Consider the following 17,376-nt stretch of genomic DNA (forward strand, 5'->3'; position numbering starts at 1 on the left):
AAACCGCCCGGGGTTTTCACCAGCGAAATATGGAGGCGCTGCCCGCCGGACCGCCGCCATGCGATCAAATACACATCCGTCTCAGCGAATACCGGCGGCCAACCGCCCTCCCAGCCCAACCAGGGCCACACCCGCAATCCGTGTGGCCAGCCGCCGGGCGCCGGGAAACGCCTTCAGGCGCACCGCCACCAGGTTGCCCACCAGCACCAGAGCGGTCTGGTAGGCCAGGCTCAGCACGGTGACGTGCAGCATCATCAGCGCCAGCGTGGCGCCGGGGGCGCCGGGTTTGAGGAACAGCGGAAAGAACGCGACGAAGAACAGGATGACCTTGGGGTTGGTCAGGCTCACCAGCAAGGCGCGGCGAAAGTACACCCCCACCGCCTGCGGGCGCGCGGGCGCGGCATCCACACCACCGGACTGGCGGCGCAGCAGTTGCACGCCCATCCAGCACAGGTAGGCAGCACCACACCACTGCAGCCCCTGAAAGGCCAGGGGCTGCGCCTGCAGCAGCGCAGCCAGGCCGGCCGCTGCCGCCAGCATGAACAGGCCATCGCCCGCGAGGGTGCCGAGCACCGCAGCCATGCCCGCGCTGCGGCCGTCGCGTGCCGTGGCGTCGAGGATGGCGATGGTGCCAGCGCCGGGAACGGCCTGGAACACCAGGATGGCGGCGATGAAGCTGGCGTAATTCTGTATGTCGAACATGGTGCAAATGCGGCTGGCTTGATGATGCGGATGCACCGATCATCTGCCGCCGGAACCCGGTGGTACAGTGGATTGCTACGGCCCATCGGGCCTGGACCCCGCTTTTTTCTGGTGAAACATGGCTCTGACAAGAACCCAGGCCCACGAGCTGGACGATGCCGCCTGGCGCCTGCTGGGCGCACTGCAGCGTGACGCGCGCGCACCGCTCAAAGTGCTGGCCGTGGCGGCCGGCCTGTCCGTGGCCGCCACGGCGGAGCGGCTCAAGCGGCTGCAGGATGCGGGCATTGCGCAAGGTTTCACCGCGCAGCTGGACGCCGCCAAGGCCGGCTACCCGGTGCAGGCCACCATCGGCATCACCGTGGCCCAGCCTGCCAAGAAGCCCCTGCTGGACCGGCTGCGCGCGGCCCCCGAAGTGCTGGAATGCCACCACGTGGCGGGCGCCGATTCGTACGTGATGACTGTGGTGGCCACCAGCCTGGCCGACCCGGAGCGCTTCATCGGCACCATCAACCAATACGGCGAGACGCGCACCTCCATCGTGTTCTCCACCCCCATCGCGCGGCGCGGCCTGGTGCCGCCGGGCACAAGCGGGCGCGCGCCGTAGCCGCATGGGAAACCGCCCGCGCCCGCGTGGTACCGTGCGCCTTCGATCCACCTCCCCCGCAGGAAGAGACCCGGATGAACCAGCCCGCCCCGCATGAACCCCAGGCCACCGCAGCAGCGCCACCCGTGCTCTACGGCCACCCCTTCTCGTCGTACACGCAGAAGGTGCTGATCGCGCTGTACGAAAACGCCACGCCCTTCGAGTTTCGCGTGCTGGGGCCCGATGCGCCGCAGCATGCGGCGGCATGGCTGGCAAAGTGGCCGCTGCGCCAGTTTCCGCTGCTGGTGGATGGCGCGCGCGACGTGGTCGAGACCAGCATCATCATCGAATACCTGCAGCTCAAGCACCCCGGCCCCATTCGCCTGATCCCGAGCGACCCGGTGGAGGCGCTCGACGTGCGCTTCATGGACCGTTTTTTCGACCTGCATGTGATGAACGCCATGCAACTGGCCGTGAACGGCGCGCTCACGGGCGATGCGGTCAAGCGCCGGGACGGCATGGCCCTGGCCGTGGAAAAGCTCGACCGTGCCTACGCCTGGCTCGAAGGCCGGCTGGCTGGCCGCACCTGGGCCGCGGGCGAGCACTTCACGCTGGCCGACTGCGCAGCCGCGCCCTCGCTGTTCTATGCGGACTGGACGCACCCGATTGCCGAGCAGTACCCTGCGCTGCGCGCCTACCGTGCGCGGCTGCTGGCGCGCCCCTCGTTCGCGCGTGCGGTGGACGAGGCGCGGTACTTTCGTCCGCATTTTCCGCTGGGTGCGCCGGACCGGGACTGAGGCACGACACCATGAACACCACCAAGCACTCCCTGCCCGCCATCGACTGGCCCACCCTGCTTCGCCGGGCGCCGTTCTTCAGCGCCGCCATCATTAATGCGCTGTGCGAGGAGATGCCGCTCGGCCTGGCGCCGCCTGTGCGCGCCGTCTATGACTTCGACCTCTTCGACGCCCAGGCCTCCAACGGCGGTGTGGACCAGTATTTCCGCAACGTGCTGCTGGAGAGGGGCGGCGACCCCGGCCGGGTGCTGGCATCCATCGCCCACAACCCGGCGCTGGCGGATGCCCTGCCGTTCGTCGACGAGGTGCATGCCATCTGGCACGCAATCGCCCCAGCCTACGCCGCCGCGGCCGAGCGGGAGGACGAGGACGGTGATGATGACGAGGATGCTGCCCCCAGCTGCGACGCCATCCTGGCCCCGTATGCCGAACGCGTCGAGGCCTGGCAGCAGCGCTTCTTCGCGGCCCACCATGCCATCCGCCAGGCGCTGGAGGCCGACGTCGTGCGCGCCTTTTCCATCGAGGCCGTGCGCGGCCTGCGCGGGTACGGCATAGAGCATGTGGTGCTCGACGATGGCGCGTACCGCCTGCGTTTTGACGATGGTTTCCCGCTAGGGCCGAACACGCTGGAGAACGAGGACGGTAGCTGCGACGTGGTCTGGTTCTCGCGCGACCGCACGCTGCTGCAGGCCGAAACACCAGAACGTGTTCACGCTCTTTGCGGGGCCGCGTTGGGGCGCAATCGGGACGAGTGGATGCTTCGGATGCGCCGCATGGGCTCGCGCCCATGCAAGCAGCCGGGGCGTCTAACCGCCCGATTTCGCCCCAACCCTTCGGGCAAGTGCCTTGCCGGGCGGTCTGGTGGAGCTGCTGAGCCTGGGCGACGGCATGCGCCAGTGGCGCGAAGGCATGCTGGTCGACGGCTACCTGCACGGCCCCGTGGTGCGCATGGCCAGCCACCTGGACGGCAGCGGTGCGCACGAGACTGAGCGCAGGATGTTTGACCACGGACACGCCCAGGACTGATGACGATGCGCAGCAGCACCGACGAGGCCCTTGCCCAACTGGGGCAGTGGCTGGCCCACCCGGGCAACCAGGCCACCTTGCTGACGCGCTCGGAGCGCGCGCTGGCCGACTATGCGCAGTTGCCCGTAAGGCGCTTTTCCAACGCGCACACCGAAAAAGCTGCGGGCTATGTGCGCTCGCCCTCCACGGTGTGCATGGGCACCCTGGGCTTCTGGCTGCAGGCCGAGGCCATCCATGCATGGGCGGCCAAGGGAACGGACCCGGGCCCTGCCTGGAGCCGCGCCGCAGCCTGGCGTTTGTGGGGCATGGCGGTGCAGTGCGCCCGGCTGGAGGGTGGGGAGATCACCCAACCGCACATCCTGAGCTACCAGGCCGCCGGGGTGCTGTACCTGCTGGCCGCCCTGGGCGACCGCCTGCGCTGCGCGCAATGGGGCCGGCGCATGCTGGCGCTGCACAGCGCCGGCCACCTGCTGGATGCGGGCTCCAAGTCCGGGCCGTTTGCACTGTCGCTGCTCACGCACTGGCTTACGCCTGTGGCGGCCCAGCCCGTCAGCGCCTTCTGCATGCCGGGCATGGTGGACACCTCGGGCGCATGCGCGGCTTATCAGGGGCTGATTGACCATGTGCACACCGACAGTGGCTCGCCCGCGTTGGCCGCTGCCCTGAGCGCTGCAGCCGAGGCGCACCAGCGCGAGACCCGTGTCACGACCGATGAGGAGACCTTCGATTTCGACACCTTCCACGACATGGTTGTGGCCATGGAGCTGCTGGGCTGGGTGCGCATTCGCATCTGGCTGGGCCATGCGCCGCCGCCCCACTGGCCAGCACCGCCGCTGCATGCCGCCAGCGCCTTGCCGGCCGGTTGGTGGGGCGTGGAGCGGCCCATCGACACCAGCGACCCGCTGCTCGCGCGCGTGATGCACCGCGTGCAGCAGGTGCTGCCCGGGCGCGAGATGCTGGCGCGCGAATTTGCACCATGGCCTGAACCGGCGCCCCCATGAACGTCATCGACCATGAGACCGCCAGTTGGTTCCTCGTGCAGCACGGGGATGCGCTGCTGCTCGTCGTGCACTGCAGCCACAGCTTTGTCTCGTACGCCGTGCTCTACCGCCCGCGCCCCAGCCAAAGCGCCACCGGCAGGGCCAGCGCCTCGGCCACAAAGCCCAGCGGCGCCCACATGGTGTACCAGCCCAAGATGCGGAGGTCGCGCACGCCCAGTGCGCGCACCAATCCGGCGGGCCCGTGGGCCATCAGCAGCGCGGTGAAGGCGATGCCCACCACCACCAGCAGGCTGGCGGCCCGCCAGGGCCGCAGGCCCAGGCGCTCGCCAAAGCGCTGGTGCAGGGCATACAGCACCATCAGGCCCAGCACCACGGCGGGCGCCACCAGCCACAGGCCGAGCAGGATGAGTTCGGTGGGGTCGATGGTCATGCGGCGGCTCGTGTGCGGGCACGCCAGGCGGGCCCATGGAGTCGTCCTCTAGAACGCATCCTTGTACATGGTGGTGGCCAGCTCCAGGGCCAGCGCCTTGCCGCCCACGGCGCTGAGCACGTTGGCCATGTCCTCGGAGGTGTCGGCGTAGAACCAGTCGATGGTGAAGCGCAGGGTGCGGCCCAGTTGCTGCTCGCCCGCCACCATGGGGGGCTGGCCCAGGGTGCGCAGCTGCATGTTCTCGCCCAAGCGCGACTGCTCGCGCACCCACCACGACAGGAATTCTGCGGCGCGCAGCCCCGATTCGTTGCGCTGGATGCGGAATTCCAGCGACAGCAGCACCTCGTTCTCCAGCGCGCCGCCGGATCGGCGCAGCGCGGCAATCGGCAGGTCGGCATGCGGGCCGCCGGGCTGCGACAGGTCGGCCAGCGCCACCTCGGGCAGGTAGGTGTTGTCCAGCTGCGCCCGGGTCACGCCCGGTATGGCGGTCAGCGCGGCGATCAGGCGCACCACTTCCGCGGGGGCGTCCTGGTCCGGCTCCGCCGGCTCTCCAGAGTCGCCAAGCCCCGCGGGTTGCGTGGTGTCGGCATATTCGCCGAGCGCTGCGCGTTGCGTGGTTTCCAATGGATCGTTGGGGTCGATGGGCTCGGTCATCGCAAAGTCTTGTGGATGGAAAAAAAGGACACGGTGTAGGGATTGTCGGCGCGGCTGGCAGCGATTTTGGGCCTTTGGCCCTCAGCCGCCCCACTCCGGCACCTCGACGCCAAAGGCATCGGCCGCAAAGGCCTGGGCCTCGCCGAGCGTGGCAAACCAGTGGTCGGCGGCCAGCTGGCCGTCGAGCGACGCGCACACCAGCAGGCAGCCGCTGCCGCCGTCATCGGTGATCTCCAGGCGGAAATCCACATCCGCCGAGCCCGGCGTGCCATCGTCCGCCAGGGACCAACTGCCATCGGGGTCGACGGCGATCAGAAGGGTGCGGCTGGGAATCAAGGCGTGGATGGGCATGGATGAACGGGCGAAAGCGGATGTTGATTGGGATGCAGGGCCAGCCCGCATTGTCTCTTGGTCGGCGGCAGCGGGCACCACAAAAGGCCTGCGCACCCTACCCTTCGACCTGTTGTGCATCCCTGATGCCGCGCACGATGGCCTCCACATACGGATCGTGCAGCCCCCGCTCGCGCAGCGCCTGGTCGAGCGAAAGCACGTAGTCGATATTGGGCCCGAACACGCCCTGGGCCACCGCCACCAGGCGGGCCACGGTTTCGGCGCAGGCATCGTGCTCGTGCTGCGGGTGCTCGGGGTTGGCGACGAAGGTGATGGCGGTGACGGACTCGCCGTTTTCCAGCTGCACGGGCTGCCAGCGCGGCAGGTAGCCACCACCGGTCATCTCGCGCGTCCATAGCATGCGCACCTCGCCCTGGGCCTCGGCCTCGGGCAGGCGCAGGGCCACGCCTTGCACAAAGCCCCCGGGCATGAGCGACAGCACGCGCCCCGGCCGCTCGGGGCTGCCGCGGCCCGAGATGGAGCGCAGGCAAAAGCTGCGGTGCCAGCCCTGCAGTGTGGCCGTGTGCTGGGCCTCGAACGGCATCAGCGGGTTCCAGATCAGCGAGCCGTAGCCGAACACCCAGGCGGGCCCCTTGGGCCGGCTGGCCCAGGCCTGGGCAAAGGATGCCTCCACCCGCTCGTCAGACCACCATGCCGGGTGGGCGTCCATGTTCATGCGGTTGCGGAAACTGCCGTTGCTGAGGTTCTCGCGGGTGAGGATGGTCATCTTCAGTCAAAAACGCCCAAGGTGGGTCAAGTTTGCCATGCGGCACAAACCATTGGACCACCCCACGCAAAAACCGGGCCGCCAAGGCAAACTGTTACGTCCATCTGGGGCCATGCAACCACAGCGCCCGGCTTGTTTCTACCAACGGATACGTTGATCCCGCCCAGCCTGGCGCCCTGCCCGCTTCATGCACGGATAATCGCCGCACCACAGCCCCGCCCGCGCGCCCGGCGGCACCGGCCACCGAACCGCCACCACTGGCGGTCTTGCCCCCGCCACTGCCCGACAAGACATCCACACATCCCTCACCCAATGCCCCAGGCCTTCCGCAACACCTTCCTCACCCTGCGCGACCTGATCCTGTCGGCCGGCCCGCTGGCCTTTCTGGCCGTGGGCCTGTTGATCGCCGCCTACTGGTGGCTCAACCCCAACCCGCCCAAGACGGTGACGCTGGCCACCGGCCCTGCGCAGAGCGCGTACGAAGAGTTTGGCAAGCGCTACCAGAAGGCGCTGGCGGCCGATGGCATCGAGGTGGTGCTCAAGCCCAGCGCGGGCTCGTCACACAATTTGCAATTGCTGCGCGATGGCGAGGCCGACCTGGCCTTTGTGCAGGGCGGCACGGCCGAGCTGCTGCCCGATGACCCGGACAACCTGGCATCGCTGGGCAGCCTGTTCGTGGAGCCGATCTGGCTGTTCTACCGCGCCGAATCGGCCCTGCGCGTGAACGCTGCGGGCCGGCTGGACAGCCTGCGCCAGTTGCGCGGCCTGCGCGTGAACGTGGGGTCCGAAGGCAGCGGTGTGCCGCGCCTGATGGAGCAACTGCTGGAGGCCAACCGCGTGGAGCCCAAGCAGGTGCGCCTGTCGCAGCTGGAGCAGACGCCGGCCACCGTGGCCTTCCTCGACGGCAAGCTCGATGCCCTGGTGTTCGCCTCGGCCCCCGAATCGCTGATGGTGCAGATGCTGCTGCAGACCCCTGGCGTGCACCTGATGGACTTTGCCCAGCACGAGGCCTACGCGCGGCGCTTTCCGTACCTGACGCCCGTGACCCTGCCGCGCGGCGTGGTGGACCTGGCCAGCAACATCCCGCCGCTGGACGCGCGCCTGGTGGCCACTACCACCTCGCTGCTGGCCCGCGACGGCACCCACCCTGCCCTGCTCACGCTGTTTGCGCAGAACGCACAAAAGCTGCACGGCGGCGCCAGCTGGTTCAACCGCGCGCGCGAGTTCCCCAGCACCCGCCACAGCGAACTGCCCATCGCCAAGGAGGGCGAGCGCGCCATCAACGAGCCCGTGCCCATGATGCAGCGCTATCTGCCGTTCTGGATCGCCAACCTCATCGACCGCATGTGGCTGGTGATGGGTTTGCTGATCGCCGTGCTGCTGCCCCTGTCGCGCATCGTGCCGCCGCTGTACCAGTTCCGCGTGCGCTCACGCGTGTTCCGCTGGTATGGGCGGCTGCGGGAGATCGAAGACACCCTGGAGACCAACCCCGCCGGCCACCCCGAGATGCTTAAGGCCCTGGACGCGCTGGAGGCGCAGGTGGAGAAAATCAGCGTGCCGCTGTCGTACGCGGACGAGCTGTATGCCCTGCGCAACCATATCCAGATGGTGCGCAGGAAGTTGCTGCGGGTGCAGGCGGGGGGTCTGGCGGAGGAAGTGCCTGCAACACCACAACCTGCAGAGCAGGCGGGCTGACAGCAGATGCCCGACAGGCAGCCATCGCCCCCATGTGGACGGCGCGTTGCCGCTATCGGCCTCGTTCCACCTTCGAATAGATTTCTCCGGTGGCCTTGTTGATAACAGCGACCATGTCGAGCTTGCCGTAAAGCGCGAAGTAGTTGTCGGTTTCGTCGATCGGATCGCTGCGCGTGGGACTCGTGCGCTCCTGGTACGTGACTACCCACGGCGCGGCGAGCGATGCGACATACAGGCAGCCAATGTCCTTTTCCAGCGACCGGGCCATATCCCTCGGCATCTTCACGGACTGCCGGTAGTAATAGAAGTCGTGCAGATAGCCCGAGAGCACGGAAGAGCTGGCACCCCGCGCCAACGCCGACGAAGGCTCATTGCCAGGGGTTCCCGAGAGCACCAGGGCATAGTTGTCACGGGTATTCCGCAAGACCTTGGTGATGGCGCCATATGCATTGCTGGCCTCGTACGAATCGGTTTTTTCATTCGCCTTGCCCAGCGTCACCCGGCGTAGATTCAGCGCCTCGGGCTTGCTATGGGAGCCGTCGATATCGCTTTTCACGGGCGCGGCAAGCGCTTTGACTTCGTACGTCTCATAGGCGATGTTGTAGTCCAGAATGCAGCGGCCGATGATGGGAATAGTTCCGAGTCCTCCCATGCGAGCAGCAAGCGCAGCGTCGTAGGCGTTGCGTTCGTCCAGGCTGGAAAATTTGTCGGGCTTGCCAGGGACCGACACCAGTTGCTCCACCACCCAGTCGTAAACCTTCCTGGGTTCATTTTGAACGTATTGAAGCACAGGGGCTGCGGGGTCAAAAAACACCGGCGCAAAAGGCTTTGGCATGTCTGCGGGTGGCGCAACCAGGGCTTCTGCGCGAGCCTCCACCGGAGCCGCAGGCTCAGCCACTTTCTCAGCAGGCTTTGGCACGGCCGTCACCGTTTTCTTGCCGGGTGGCTGAGTCTGGGCAAAAACAGAAACGGACAACAACGCAGACAGCAAAAGCAGCGCCGCGTTGGATTGATGCGAGCGCTTGGCAGTATTGAATTTCATCGACTGTTTCAAAATCAGAATTTACTGGCGCCAGGGCACCGAAAGCGCCTCCGGGGGATGCTGTAGCGTTTGGAAGCGCCTTGCTCCGCCCTATCCGCCCTCTTCTATCCCCCTCATCATATCGGCCATATGCACCGTTGGTAGCCCTTACCGAAGCAACTGTGCATGTGCATTGGATGAGGATCGCCGTACTGCTGCCGCTGTCGCGCATCGTGCCGCCGCTGTACCAGTTCCGCGTGCGCTCGCGCGTGTTCCGCTGGTACGGCCGCCTGCGCGAGATCGAGGACACCCTGGAGACCAACCCCGCCGGCCACCCCGAGATGCTCAGGGCCCTGGACGCGCTGGAGGCCCAGGTGGAAAAGATCAGTGTGCCGCTGTCGTATGCGGATGAGCTGTATGCGCTGCGCAACCATATTCAGATGGTGCGCAGGAAGTTGATGCGGGTGCGGGCGGGGGATGCGCCCGTGCCAGACCCTGCCGCATTGGTCCCCGACAAGGTGCAGTCCGCCAGTTGATGGGCTTGGCGGCCTCTCTCCTGCCGACAATACGCTGGCGGGCGAAGCCGGCGGGGACCGGTCGGCGGGGACCGGTCGGCGGGAGGTCACCCCGGCACACCCATGGCGTTGTCGATGCCGTTGCTGCGCAGCCAGACGGGGTCGGTCTTCCACAGGTGCTCGCGGCCTTCGTATACCTCGTCTTCGCGCAGTTCCGCACCGCTGCCTTCGCGCCAGTTCAGGTGGCCCAGGTGCATGAACCAGGTCTGCACACGCGGGGCCTGCACGCTGCCCAGCACGCAGGCATAGCTGCGGCCTTCGTGGTCGGCCCTGGTCCGGGTCGTCATGGTTGGCCGTGGCCAGCACGGCGCGCGAGGCCAACAGGTCGCCGGTGATCCAGGCTGGTCCACTCGAGCCTCCGGAACGGTGCGTGCGAGGGTCTGCAGCGGGCGCATCGCGGCGTTGCGGGCTTGCCAAGGCGGCCAGCCTTGGCCGCAGCCCGCGCCTTGCGCTGCATCCCCGCCACCCCGGCGCACAGCCGATTTCTCGGTTTCAGTGGACTGGGCCCTGCCAGAACTCGAACGCACCGCAGCGCACGCTGCCAAACACAAACAGCGCCTGGCAGCCACGCGTGTCGATGCGCGGTGCCTGCAGGTCGCCGTTGACGACCACGGTGCAGGCGCGTTCCAGCAGTTCCTCCAGGGACGTGGCGGAGCCGTCCCTATGGCCGCGGCGCTTGGCGCCCGCAGCCACGGCGTCGAAGGGCTCGTCCAGGCAGGTGTCGCCATCGAACACCAAGGCCATCAGTGGGCCGTCCGCATGGGGCGAACCGAACGGGTGGACCATCGTGTCTTGCATCGCATCGAAGCGGCCATCGCGATGGAACAAGGCCTCCAGGCCAAACTCGGCGATGGCTGCGCTCAAGGGGATGAGGCGGTGGTGTGCAGGGGTCATGGGGGCACCTGGCAGAACAACGGGTCCAGTGGATTGGGTTGCAGCGCCGATCGTCGCTGGCTTGGATCATGCAGGTGTTGTAGCGCACCCCCTGGGCGGGCAGAGCCTCCAGCGCCTGCGCCCGGGCACCGTTTCGTGAAATAGTTGCCTGTTCCACGCGGGGGGACATGGCGCCCGCTGAGGGTGAAGGCACCCGATGCGCGCGCAGTTGACCGCGCCAGTGTCACCCAGCCTAGCTGCGGGGGCAAACAACCTGGTGGGCCTGCGAGCACCCCGGTTGGGCGATTGACAGTGGCGCTATGCGCCCGATGGCACCGCGCTCGCCGCGCCATGCTGCGTTGCTCTTCCTTGCGCACAAGGGTGCGCCGCGTCCTCACGCCTTGCCTGGCGCGCCGATCACGGCACCCTCGAGCGCATTCAACTACCGCATCCAGGGTCGCTCTCCTTGTCGTAGTACTGCCCCGGGTAGCGCAGGTTGAAGGTCACCTCGGGTGATGGTGGTGGTGCCCGTGGTGGGGTTGGTGGTTTCGTTGGTGAAAGCGCTTGGAGCACAGGGTGGACTGTTCGTTGCCAAAGGCGCTGTAGGCTCATTGCCAATCATCTGGTCGTCTGGGGGGCAAAAGGCAAGACCTGACCCTTCACCCCCAGGAAGTGACCTCAACCATCACCTCGTCGGTGACCGAGCTGATGAATTGCGCTGAGGCATCCACGCCGTACTGCTCTGTCAGAAAGGCCTGGATCTCGCGCACGGTCATGCCAAGCGCTTACATGGCCACGATCTTGTCGTCAAAGCCAGTGGAGCGCCTTTTGGCAAAAGGCAAGTCTTGCCTCTCCATCACACTTGCGCAGGCAAAATCCCCAAAGATTATCAGCGCCCTCGCCGAAGCTGCAGAATTATCATGAAAAAGAAAACAGCCAACATAATCGTGACCACAACCATCGAAATATTGAGAATTTGATCCTGCCACTCGGTGATATACCTATTAACACCGTGATTATTCAGGATGACGGTGTGGGTCAAGTCCGGCTCCTTTTTTCCTTGAGAAAAGTAGTGCTTGAACAATTGGATGTGGCACACGGCGAGCACCGGGCCCGAATAGCGCAGCACGAAACTAATCATCGCAAGCAAAAAATTTTTCATTGCAACCCTACTTTGCCCGGCATGTGCAGTCCTGCGAATCGCCAAACAACGTTACACCAGTGCGCGAAACTCCACCATATCCTGAAACACCGGCCCCACCGCCGACTGTGACACCAACACCCCCTACCGGCTGACCTCTTGATCCACTCCCCCCGAACGTGTCCACTGTACCTCCCCAGCCTCCTGCAGCATTGAGACCAAAGTTAGTCGCATCTCCTCGCAAGTCGCACACCGTATCCCCATTTGACCAAATGCCCTGAACCCCAACAACGGCGCCTGTAGTCCCCAGAGCGCCGCCGCCACCGTAATTCCAATAGCCGGCCATGTTGCCGTTTCCATCGATTGCAAAACCTACACCTACTTGACCGTATACCCCTAACCCAAACGGCGCCGGAATACCAGAGCCCGTAAGAGAAACCCCGACCTGAAAAGTCCACAGCCCTGTCGGATCCGCGTTTCTCAATGGGTTGCCCTCCACATACCCAAACCGATTGAACCCACCATCCAGCCCAATCGGATCCGCCTGCGTATACCGCCCCCGCTCCGCACTGTAGCTGCGGAAGTAGTTGTAGTGCCCCACCCTGGATCCGGCAGTTGACCGCGCCAGTGTCCTCCAGCGACCTCGTTGGCGCAAGCCGTGTGTCGGGCATTTGAGCACCCCGGTTGGGCGATTGACAGTGGCGCTATGCACCCGATGGCACCGCGCTCGCCGCACCATGCTGCGTTGTTCGTCCTTGCGCACAACAGTGCGCCGCGTCCTCACGCCTTGCCTGGCACGCCGATCACGGCACCCTCGGGCGCATTCAACTGCCGCATCCAGGGTCGCTCTCCTTGTCGTAGTACTGCCCCGGGTAGCGCAGGTTGAAGGTCACCTCGGGGATGGTGGTGGTGCCCGTGGTGGGGTAGTCGTTTCGTTGATGAAACGGTTGCCATCCACACCAATTACTGATTATTTTTGAAATATATCTTCATTTGATTCCAATTTTCCTTCAGTAAGCACGGCGTTATTTACTTTCGAAAGAAATCCAACTTTCGCTCTGCACCCATTCCCCGCCCCCCCTGAACAGCCTCAATCACGCGGACACCTCTATGCCTGGAAATTTCAACTACTCGGCCGAAATTTTTCCCCAGATAGTCACCTCTGTAGACTCGATGGACATAGCCACCAGGATCTCTTATTACTGCATATGGCTGCTTTGTGGATTTATTAAAATAAACCGCCTTCACAGACAAAGAGGCTTTATCAAACGCCTCCAAAGACTGAAGATCTCGCGTCGCCCATGCATACGCCGGCGAAAACAATAGCAGCCAAACAAAAATTCTAAAGGATTTCATTTTAAGCGACGAACCTTTCCCGTTGCAGGATCATAGACCAGAGTCGACCCCATAGGAGTCTTCAAATAAACAGGCACGCGATAGTAATTTCCAAAATCCTTATCACCCGAACTGAAGTCATTCATATCTGGATTTGTATTTCCTGGATCGGGATGAGTGTGCCATGAGCTTACCGGAGGAACCGGACATTGCAGTCGCAATTTGTCCATCTCGCCCTTTGGGATGCCTCCAGGATTTCCCTTTGTGAGGTTATATGTATAACCACCTTTATCTGGATAAACCCATCCTCCATACTCTATAAATTGAGGATTTAGCCCACGCGAATAATTGCCAGCATCTTGAGCGGCCGCATCTGGGGAAGGGAATATGTCACCTGGTTTCAGTCCAAAAGGATCAGCATACTGCAGTCCATTGCCCTCCACATACCCAAACCGATTGAACCCACCCTCCAACCCAATCGGGTCCGCCTGCGTATACCGCCCCCGCTCCGCACTGTAGCTGCGGAAGTAGTTGTAGTGCAGGTTGCTTTCTTTGTCGTAGTACTGGCCCGGGTAGCGCAGGTTGAAGGTCACCTCGGGGATCGTGGTGGTGCCCGTGGTGGGGTTGGTGGTTTCGTTGGTGAAGCGCTTGGAGCCCAGGGTGGGCTGCTCATCCCCAAACGCGCTGTATGCCCATTGCCAGGCCACCTGGCCGTCGGGCTGGGTCAGCTTGCGCGGGGTGTTCAGGTGGTCGCTGTGTACGGCATAGGCGACCCCATTGACGATGGCGGCAATGGGCATGGGGCCGTTGGCCGTGGGCAGGTAGATGTACTGGGTGGTGCCGCTGCTGTTGCTGCCGCCCATGCCGTATTCGCCCAGCAGGGTGCCGTCCTGGCCGTAGACATATGCATAACCGAGTTTCTGCGCGTCGCTGCTGCCGGGGCTCCACAGGCGGGTGAAGAATTCGTAGGCGGTCTGGATCAGGCCCTTGTCTTGCTCGGCTTCCTGGTCTTCGGGGTCGGCCAGCAGGTTGTTGAGGTTCTTGCCGCTGGTGGTTCCACCGGATCCGCCACCACTGGCAAACAGCGGTTCGGTCTTGAACACGCGCTGGCCCAGGGCGTTGTGGGCGTACTGGGTGCTGGGGGCGTCCACTCCCGTGCCGGTGGTGACTTTTTCCAGGCGTTCCTGGCTGTCGTATTGGAACGTGCGCAGGCCGTCGTTCAGCAGGTCGCCGGCGGCGTTGTACTGGTAGGTGACGCTGGTGTTGGCGGTGCTGGCACCCGTCTGCGTTTGGCTGAAACCGGTCTGGCGGTTGGCGGTGAGGGTGTAGGTGCGGTTGGTGGTGGTGCCTGCGCGCTGTTGGCTGCTGGTGGTGCGGTTGCCGTTGGCGTCGTAGGCGTAGGTGACGGTGTGGGCGGGGGTGCCTGCTGCCACCTGTTTGGTGAAGCCGGTGATGCGGCCTGCACGGTTGTAGGTGACTGTCCAGGTGGCGGGGGCCTGGGTGACCGTGCTGGCTTGCGCGTCGGTGCTGGCGGGCTGCATCAGCGATTGCGTGAGGCTGGTAATGCGGCCTGCGGCGTCGTAGGTGTAGCTGCTGAACTCGGTGGCGGTGAGTTGGCCTGCAGTGTTGTACGTGCGGGTGGCCGGGATGGCGGCCGATGCGCCGGGCAGGTTCCAGCTCCAGCCGGTGGGCTGGCCCAGGGGGCTCCAGGTGATGCCGCTGACCAATGGCTGGCCGGCCCAGGTCAGTCCAGTGAGCTGGCCGGTGGCGTCGTAGACGTTTTGCAGGACTTGGCCACCGGGGTAAGTGGTGCTGGCCAACAGGCCTGTGGTGGCGTGGTAGCTGTAGGCCAGGGTGCGGGTGTCGTTGTTGATGAGCTTCTGGGTCTGGCTCGTCACCCGGCCATGCACGTCGCGCTCGTAGGTGGTCAGGCCGCTGGCGTCTTCAATCTCGCTCAGGTAGCCCTTGCTGGTGGAGGTCTGGTCGTAGCGCAGGGTGGTGGTGCCACCGGGGTGCGTGATCGACGTGGGGCGGCCCAGCAGGTCACGGGTGATGGTGGTGGCTTGGCCCAGGGCGTTGGTGATGCTACTGGGCAGGCCCAGGGCGTCGTATTGGGTGGTTTCGCTGCCGCTGTCGGGGCTGGATTCGCTGGTGGCGTTGCCCAGGGCGTCGCGGGTGTAGGTGGTGGTGACGCTTTTGGGGTCGGTGACGGAGGTGACGCCGTCGAGTGCGTTGTAAGTCAGGCTGGCGGTGGCGTTCTCGGCGTTGGTGATGCTCTTGACGCGGCGCAGGGCATCACGGCTTTGGGTGGTGCTCTGACTCAGGCCGTTTGTCTCGCCTGCCGGGTCGCCGTTGTAATCGTACGCATAGGTAATGCTCTGGCCACCGGCGCTGGTGCTTGCCACGCGGTTCAGGCTGTTGATGCTTCGGGCCAGTTGCCAGGCCAATTGGCCTTGGCTGTTGCGCACCTCTTCGCTTGTGCGGTTGCCCATGTTGTCGAGCACATAGGTGCCCGTGTTGCCGCGGTTGTCGCTCCAGCCCGTCAGGCGTTGCGCAGCATCGTAGGTGTAGGTGATGACATGGCCATGCGGGAGCGTGGCGGTGGCCACTTGACCGCTGGGTCGGTAGGTCGGTAGGTCAGCGTGGTGCCTTGCCCGCCACGATTGCTGGTGCGCATGCGACCTGCAGCATCGTAGGTGTAGCTCACCACCAAGCCACTGGGTGCCGTGTGCGTGAGCACGCGACCCGCGCCGTCATGGGTATAGGTGTCTACATGGCCCAGGGCGTTGGTGCTTTGGGTGAGATTTCCCAGCGCATCATAGGAATAGCTGGTAACCGCGCCGTTTGGAGAGGCTTCGGTAGCCACCAATCCAGCTGCGTTGTAAGACCGGGTGGTAGTGCGCGCCGTGCCGCCCGAGCCTGTGTCGGTGATGGTCTGGGTCAGCACATTGCCGGACGTGTCGTAGGTGTAGCTGGTGGTGCGTCCAGGTTCAGTCACGATAACCGGCAGACGCCACTGGGCGTGCCAGGTTGTGCTGGTGGTGCGGGATTCAGGCTTGCCCACCGCTTCTGTGACCGTCAAGGGCAGGCGCCGCGCGACATCCCATGTGTAGGTGGTCTGCTGGTACCTCTGGTCGTAATAGAAATCGACCAGACCGGACGTTGCATTGATGGACCCAGTGTAGATAGGCGCCTCGCCAGCCGACGCAGGTGGTTGGGACGCCCCTTGAAAGACCAGCTCGTTGTTGTAGATCTTGTGGCTATAGCTTCTGGAGGTGCCGAGGGGGTCTATAACCTGTGTTTTGCTGGGAACAGAATATCGTTCCACCCCTCCTGCCTTCTCCGTAGAGGTAGCCCAGCCCTCGGCATCGTAGGTGTAGGAAGCAAACGCCACTCCGTTTTCGTCCACGATGCCCGTCAGCAATGCAGGAATGCCGGCGCCCGGGGATGCATACGTATACTGAATGCTGGTGCCATCGGCCTGCAGCACCCCGGTCAAGATTCCATTGGTGTAGCTGAAGGCCACGCTGCGCTGATCGGACGTGGAGACGCCTGACAACTTGCCGGCGCTATAACTGAGCTGCAAGCTTCGGCCAAACTGGTTTTGAACCAAGCTGAGCTTTCCGCCGCTGTAGGCGTAAGTCAGTCGCCAGCCATTCCGGGAGGATTGCTCGATGAGGCGCCCCTCACTATCGAACGAGTATTTCACATCGCTCTTGCCATCCGTCAGAACCCACGCAACGGGCGAGCTCGAGACTTTCGTCAGGCTTTGGGTCGAACTGCGAGCGGTATAGCCAAGGTCGGCTGGCTTGCGATAGAAGTAGTGGAATGTGCCATCTCCCATCTGCACGCGCACTTGGTCGAGGACACCCACTACACCTTCGGGGCGCTTGGCCACGGCCAAGTAGATTTCGTGGTTGTGCAGCCACCCATCACCCAAATGACCAGGGGAGGACTGGAAATACTCATTGAACCAGATGGATTTGTCACGGGCCCTGTGGCTCCGGTACATGCGACGGAACTCCAAGGGCATCGGGCCGCTGTCGGAGAGATCCTGGGCAAATTTGATTTTCTCGCGCGTGGGGGCAAAGATTGGACCACCATGCATGGCGCTTCGTGAACAGGTATCGCCCGGAGCAGGTACTTTCTCCACAGGCGTATAGCAAGCGTAGCTTTTTATATCCCAAAGCCACACGCTGAATGGCGCGACACCCTTGCATTGGGGGCCTGAGGTTCCATAGACTATGTAGCTGCCAGTGGAAATGTTCTGACACCCATTATCAGATTTATATCCTCGCGTAATCCTCAGCGTCGTCTCGGTTCTGATTTTTTGTCTAGAATCCTCAAAATCATCGCGCCCGTATCCGTCCGGCCAACCCATCTACCCTGGACGAGCAATTGCAAGCACCATCGTGTCCACGTAAAC

At 64.2% G+C, this 17,376-nt stretch carries 18 protein-coding genes and 2 pseudogenes; 6 read left to right on the forward strand and 14 right to left on the reverse strand.

The features are described 5' to 3' along the window. Positions 1-81: 81 nt before the first annotated feature. On the reverse strand, positions 82-702 hold the full coding sequence (locus U5N23_RS16440; protein ID WP_322593852.1) for a LysE family transporter: 621 nt from the start codon (positions 700-702) through the stop codon (positions 82-84). A gap of 118 nt (positions 703-820) precedes the next feature. Here U5N23_RS16440 and U5N23_RS16445 point away from each other — a divergent pair, with 118 nt between their 5' ends. From U5N23_RS16445 to U5N23_RS16460, 4 genes are all read left to right on the forward strand, one after another. Continuing rightward, the gene (locus U5N23_RS16445) at positions 821-1,306 is read left to right on the forward strand and encodes an Lrp/AsnC family transcriptional regulator (RefSeq protein ID WP_322593853.1); all 486 of its coding nucleotides are present in this window, start codon (positions 821-823) and stop codon (positions 1,304-1,306) included. 74 nt (positions 1,307-1,380) lie between these two features. Continuing rightward, positions 1,381-2,082 (forward strand): glutathione S-transferase family protein, encoded by a 702-nt coding sequence (locus U5N23_RS16450; protein WP_322593854.1) that lies wholly within the window; start codon positions 1,381-1,383, stop codon positions 2,080-2,082. An 11-nt stretch (positions 2,083-2,093) separates the two neighbouring features. Further along, complete coding sequence (locus U5N23_RS16455; RefSeq protein WP_322591882.1) at positions 2,094-3,071, forward strand: hypothetical protein; 978 nt, start codon at positions 2,094-2,096, stop codon at positions 3,069-3,071. A gap of 42 nt (positions 3,072-3,113) precedes the next feature. Continuing rightward, on the forward strand, positions 3,114-4,109 hold the full coding sequence (locus U5N23_RS16460) for a hypothetical protein (protein WP_322593855.1): 996 nt from the start codon (positions 3,114-3,116) through the stop codon (positions 4,107-4,109). Between the two features lie 103 nt (positions 4,110-4,212). Here U5N23_RS16460 and U5N23_RS16465 read toward each other — a convergent pair whose 3' ends face one another. The 4 genes from U5N23_RS16465 to U5N23_RS16480 all read right to left on the reverse strand — a co-directional run bounded on the left by U5N23_RS16465 (position 4,213) and on the right by U5N23_RS16480 (position 6,310). After that, positions 4,213-4,539 carry a hypothetical protein gene (locus tag U5N23_RS16465; protein ID WP_322591880.1) on the reverse strand — a complete coding sequence of 109 codons (327 nt, stop codon included), beginning with the start codon at positions 4,537-4,539 and terminating at the stop codon, positions 4,213-4,215. A 48-nt stretch (positions 4,540-4,587) separates the two neighbouring features. Further along, positions 4,588-5,193, reverse strand: a complete 606-nt coding sequence (locus U5N23_RS16470) for a hypothetical protein (protein WP_322591879.1) — start codon at positions 5,191-5,193, stop codon at positions 4,588-4,590. Positions 5,194-5,274: 81 nt separating this feature from the next. Continuing rightward, positions 5,275-5,544: a hypothetical protein gene (locus U5N23_RS16475; protein ID WP_322593856.1), complete on the reverse strand. Its 270-nt coding sequence runs from the start codon at positions 5,542-5,544 to the stop codon at positions 5,275-5,277. Positions 5,545-5,641: 97 nt separating this feature from the next. After that, positions 5,642-6,310: a gamma-glutamylcyclotransferase gene (locus U5N23_RS16480; protein ID WP_322593857.1), complete on the reverse strand. Its 669-nt coding sequence runs from the start codon at positions 6,308-6,310 to the stop codon at positions 5,642-5,644. Positions 6,311-6,622: 312 nt separating this feature from the next. Here U5N23_RS16480 and U5N23_RS16485 point away from each other — a divergent pair, with 312 nt between their 5' ends. Beyond that, positions 6,623-8,005, forward strand: coding sequence for a TAXI family TRAP transporter solute-binding subunit (locus U5N23_RS16485; RefSeq protein ID WP_322593858.1), 1,383 nt, complete (start codon positions 6,623-6,625; stop codon positions 8,003-8,005). A 52-nt stretch (positions 8,006-8,057) separates the two neighbouring features. Here the strand turns inward: U5N23_RS16485 and U5N23_RS16490 are convergent, their stop codons facing one another. Next, positions 8,058-9,047: a hypothetical protein gene (locus U5N23_RS16490; RefSeq protein ID WP_322593859.1), complete on the reverse strand. Its 990-nt coding sequence runs from the start codon at positions 9,045-9,047 to the stop codon at positions 8,058-8,060. A gap of 182 nt (positions 9,048-9,229) precedes the next feature. Here U5N23_RS16490 and U5N23_RS16495 point away from each other — a divergent pair. Beyond that, positions 9,230-9,562 (forward strand): annotated as a pseudogene (locus tag U5N23_RS16495) (C4-dicarboxylate ABC transporter substrate-binding protein); the annotation flags it as partial. Positions 9,563-9,648: 86 nt separating this feature from the next. Here U5N23_RS16495 and U5N23_RS16500 read toward each other — a convergent pair. From U5N23_RS16500 to U5N23_RS16530, 8 genes and pseudogenes are all read right to left on the reverse strand, one after another. Continuing rightward, complete coding sequence (locus U5N23_RS16500; protein ID WP_322593860.1) at positions 9,649-9,888, reverse strand: hypothetical protein; 240 nt, start codon at positions 9,886-9,888, stop codon at positions 9,649-9,651. 205 nt (positions 9,889-10,093) lie between these two features. Continuing rightward, positions 10,094-10,495, reverse strand: a complete 402-nt coding sequence (locus U5N23_RS16505) for a hypothetical protein (RefSeq protein ID WP_322593861.1) — start codon at positions 10,493-10,495, stop codon at positions 10,094-10,096. A 644-nt stretch (positions 10,496-11,139) separates the two neighbouring features. Next, a pseudogene (locus U5N23_RS16510) lies at positions 11,140-11,316 on the reverse strand (transposase); the annotation flags it as partial. Between the two features lie 47 nt (positions 11,317-11,363). Continuing rightward, positions 11,364-11,636, reverse strand: a complete 273-nt coding sequence (locus U5N23_RS16515) for a hypothetical protein (RefSeq protein WP_322593862.1) — start codon at positions 11,634-11,636, stop codon at positions 11,364-11,366. Between the two features lie 7 nt (positions 11,637-11,643). After that, complete coding sequence (locus U5N23_RS16520) at positions 11,644-12,354, reverse strand: RHS repeat-associated core domain-containing protein (protein ID WP_322593891.1); 711 nt, start codon at positions 12,352-12,354, stop codon at positions 11,644-11,646. 290 nt (positions 12,355-12,644) lie between these two features. After that, a complete protein-coding gene (locus U5N23_RS33150) occupies positions 12,645-12,971 on the reverse strand; it encodes a pilus assembly protein PilP (protein WP_416208620.1) in 327 nt (108 codons plus the stop codon). After that, complete coding sequence (locus U5N23_RS16525) at positions 12,968-15,454, reverse strand: RHS repeat-associated core domain-containing protein (RefSeq protein WP_322593863.1); 2,487 nt, start codon at positions 15,452-15,454, stop codon at positions 12,968-12,970. The genes U5N23_RS33150 and U5N23_RS16525 overlap by 4 nt, the downstream gene beginning before the upstream one ends. Positions 15,455-15,492: 38 nt before the next feature. After that, on the reverse strand, positions 15,493-17,058 hold the full coding sequence (locus tag U5N23_RS16530; protein ID WP_322593864.1) for a DUF6531 domain-containing protein: 1,566 nt from the start codon (positions 17,056-17,058) through the stop codon (positions 15,493-15,495). Positions 17,059-17,376 lie beyond the last annotated feature (318 nt).

Origin of the sequence: Acidovorax sp. (assembly GCF_034519795.1) — a bacterium.
Taxonomy (GTDB): Bacteria; Pseudomonadota; Gammaproteobacteria; order Burkholderiales; family Burkholderiaceae_C; genus Acidovorax.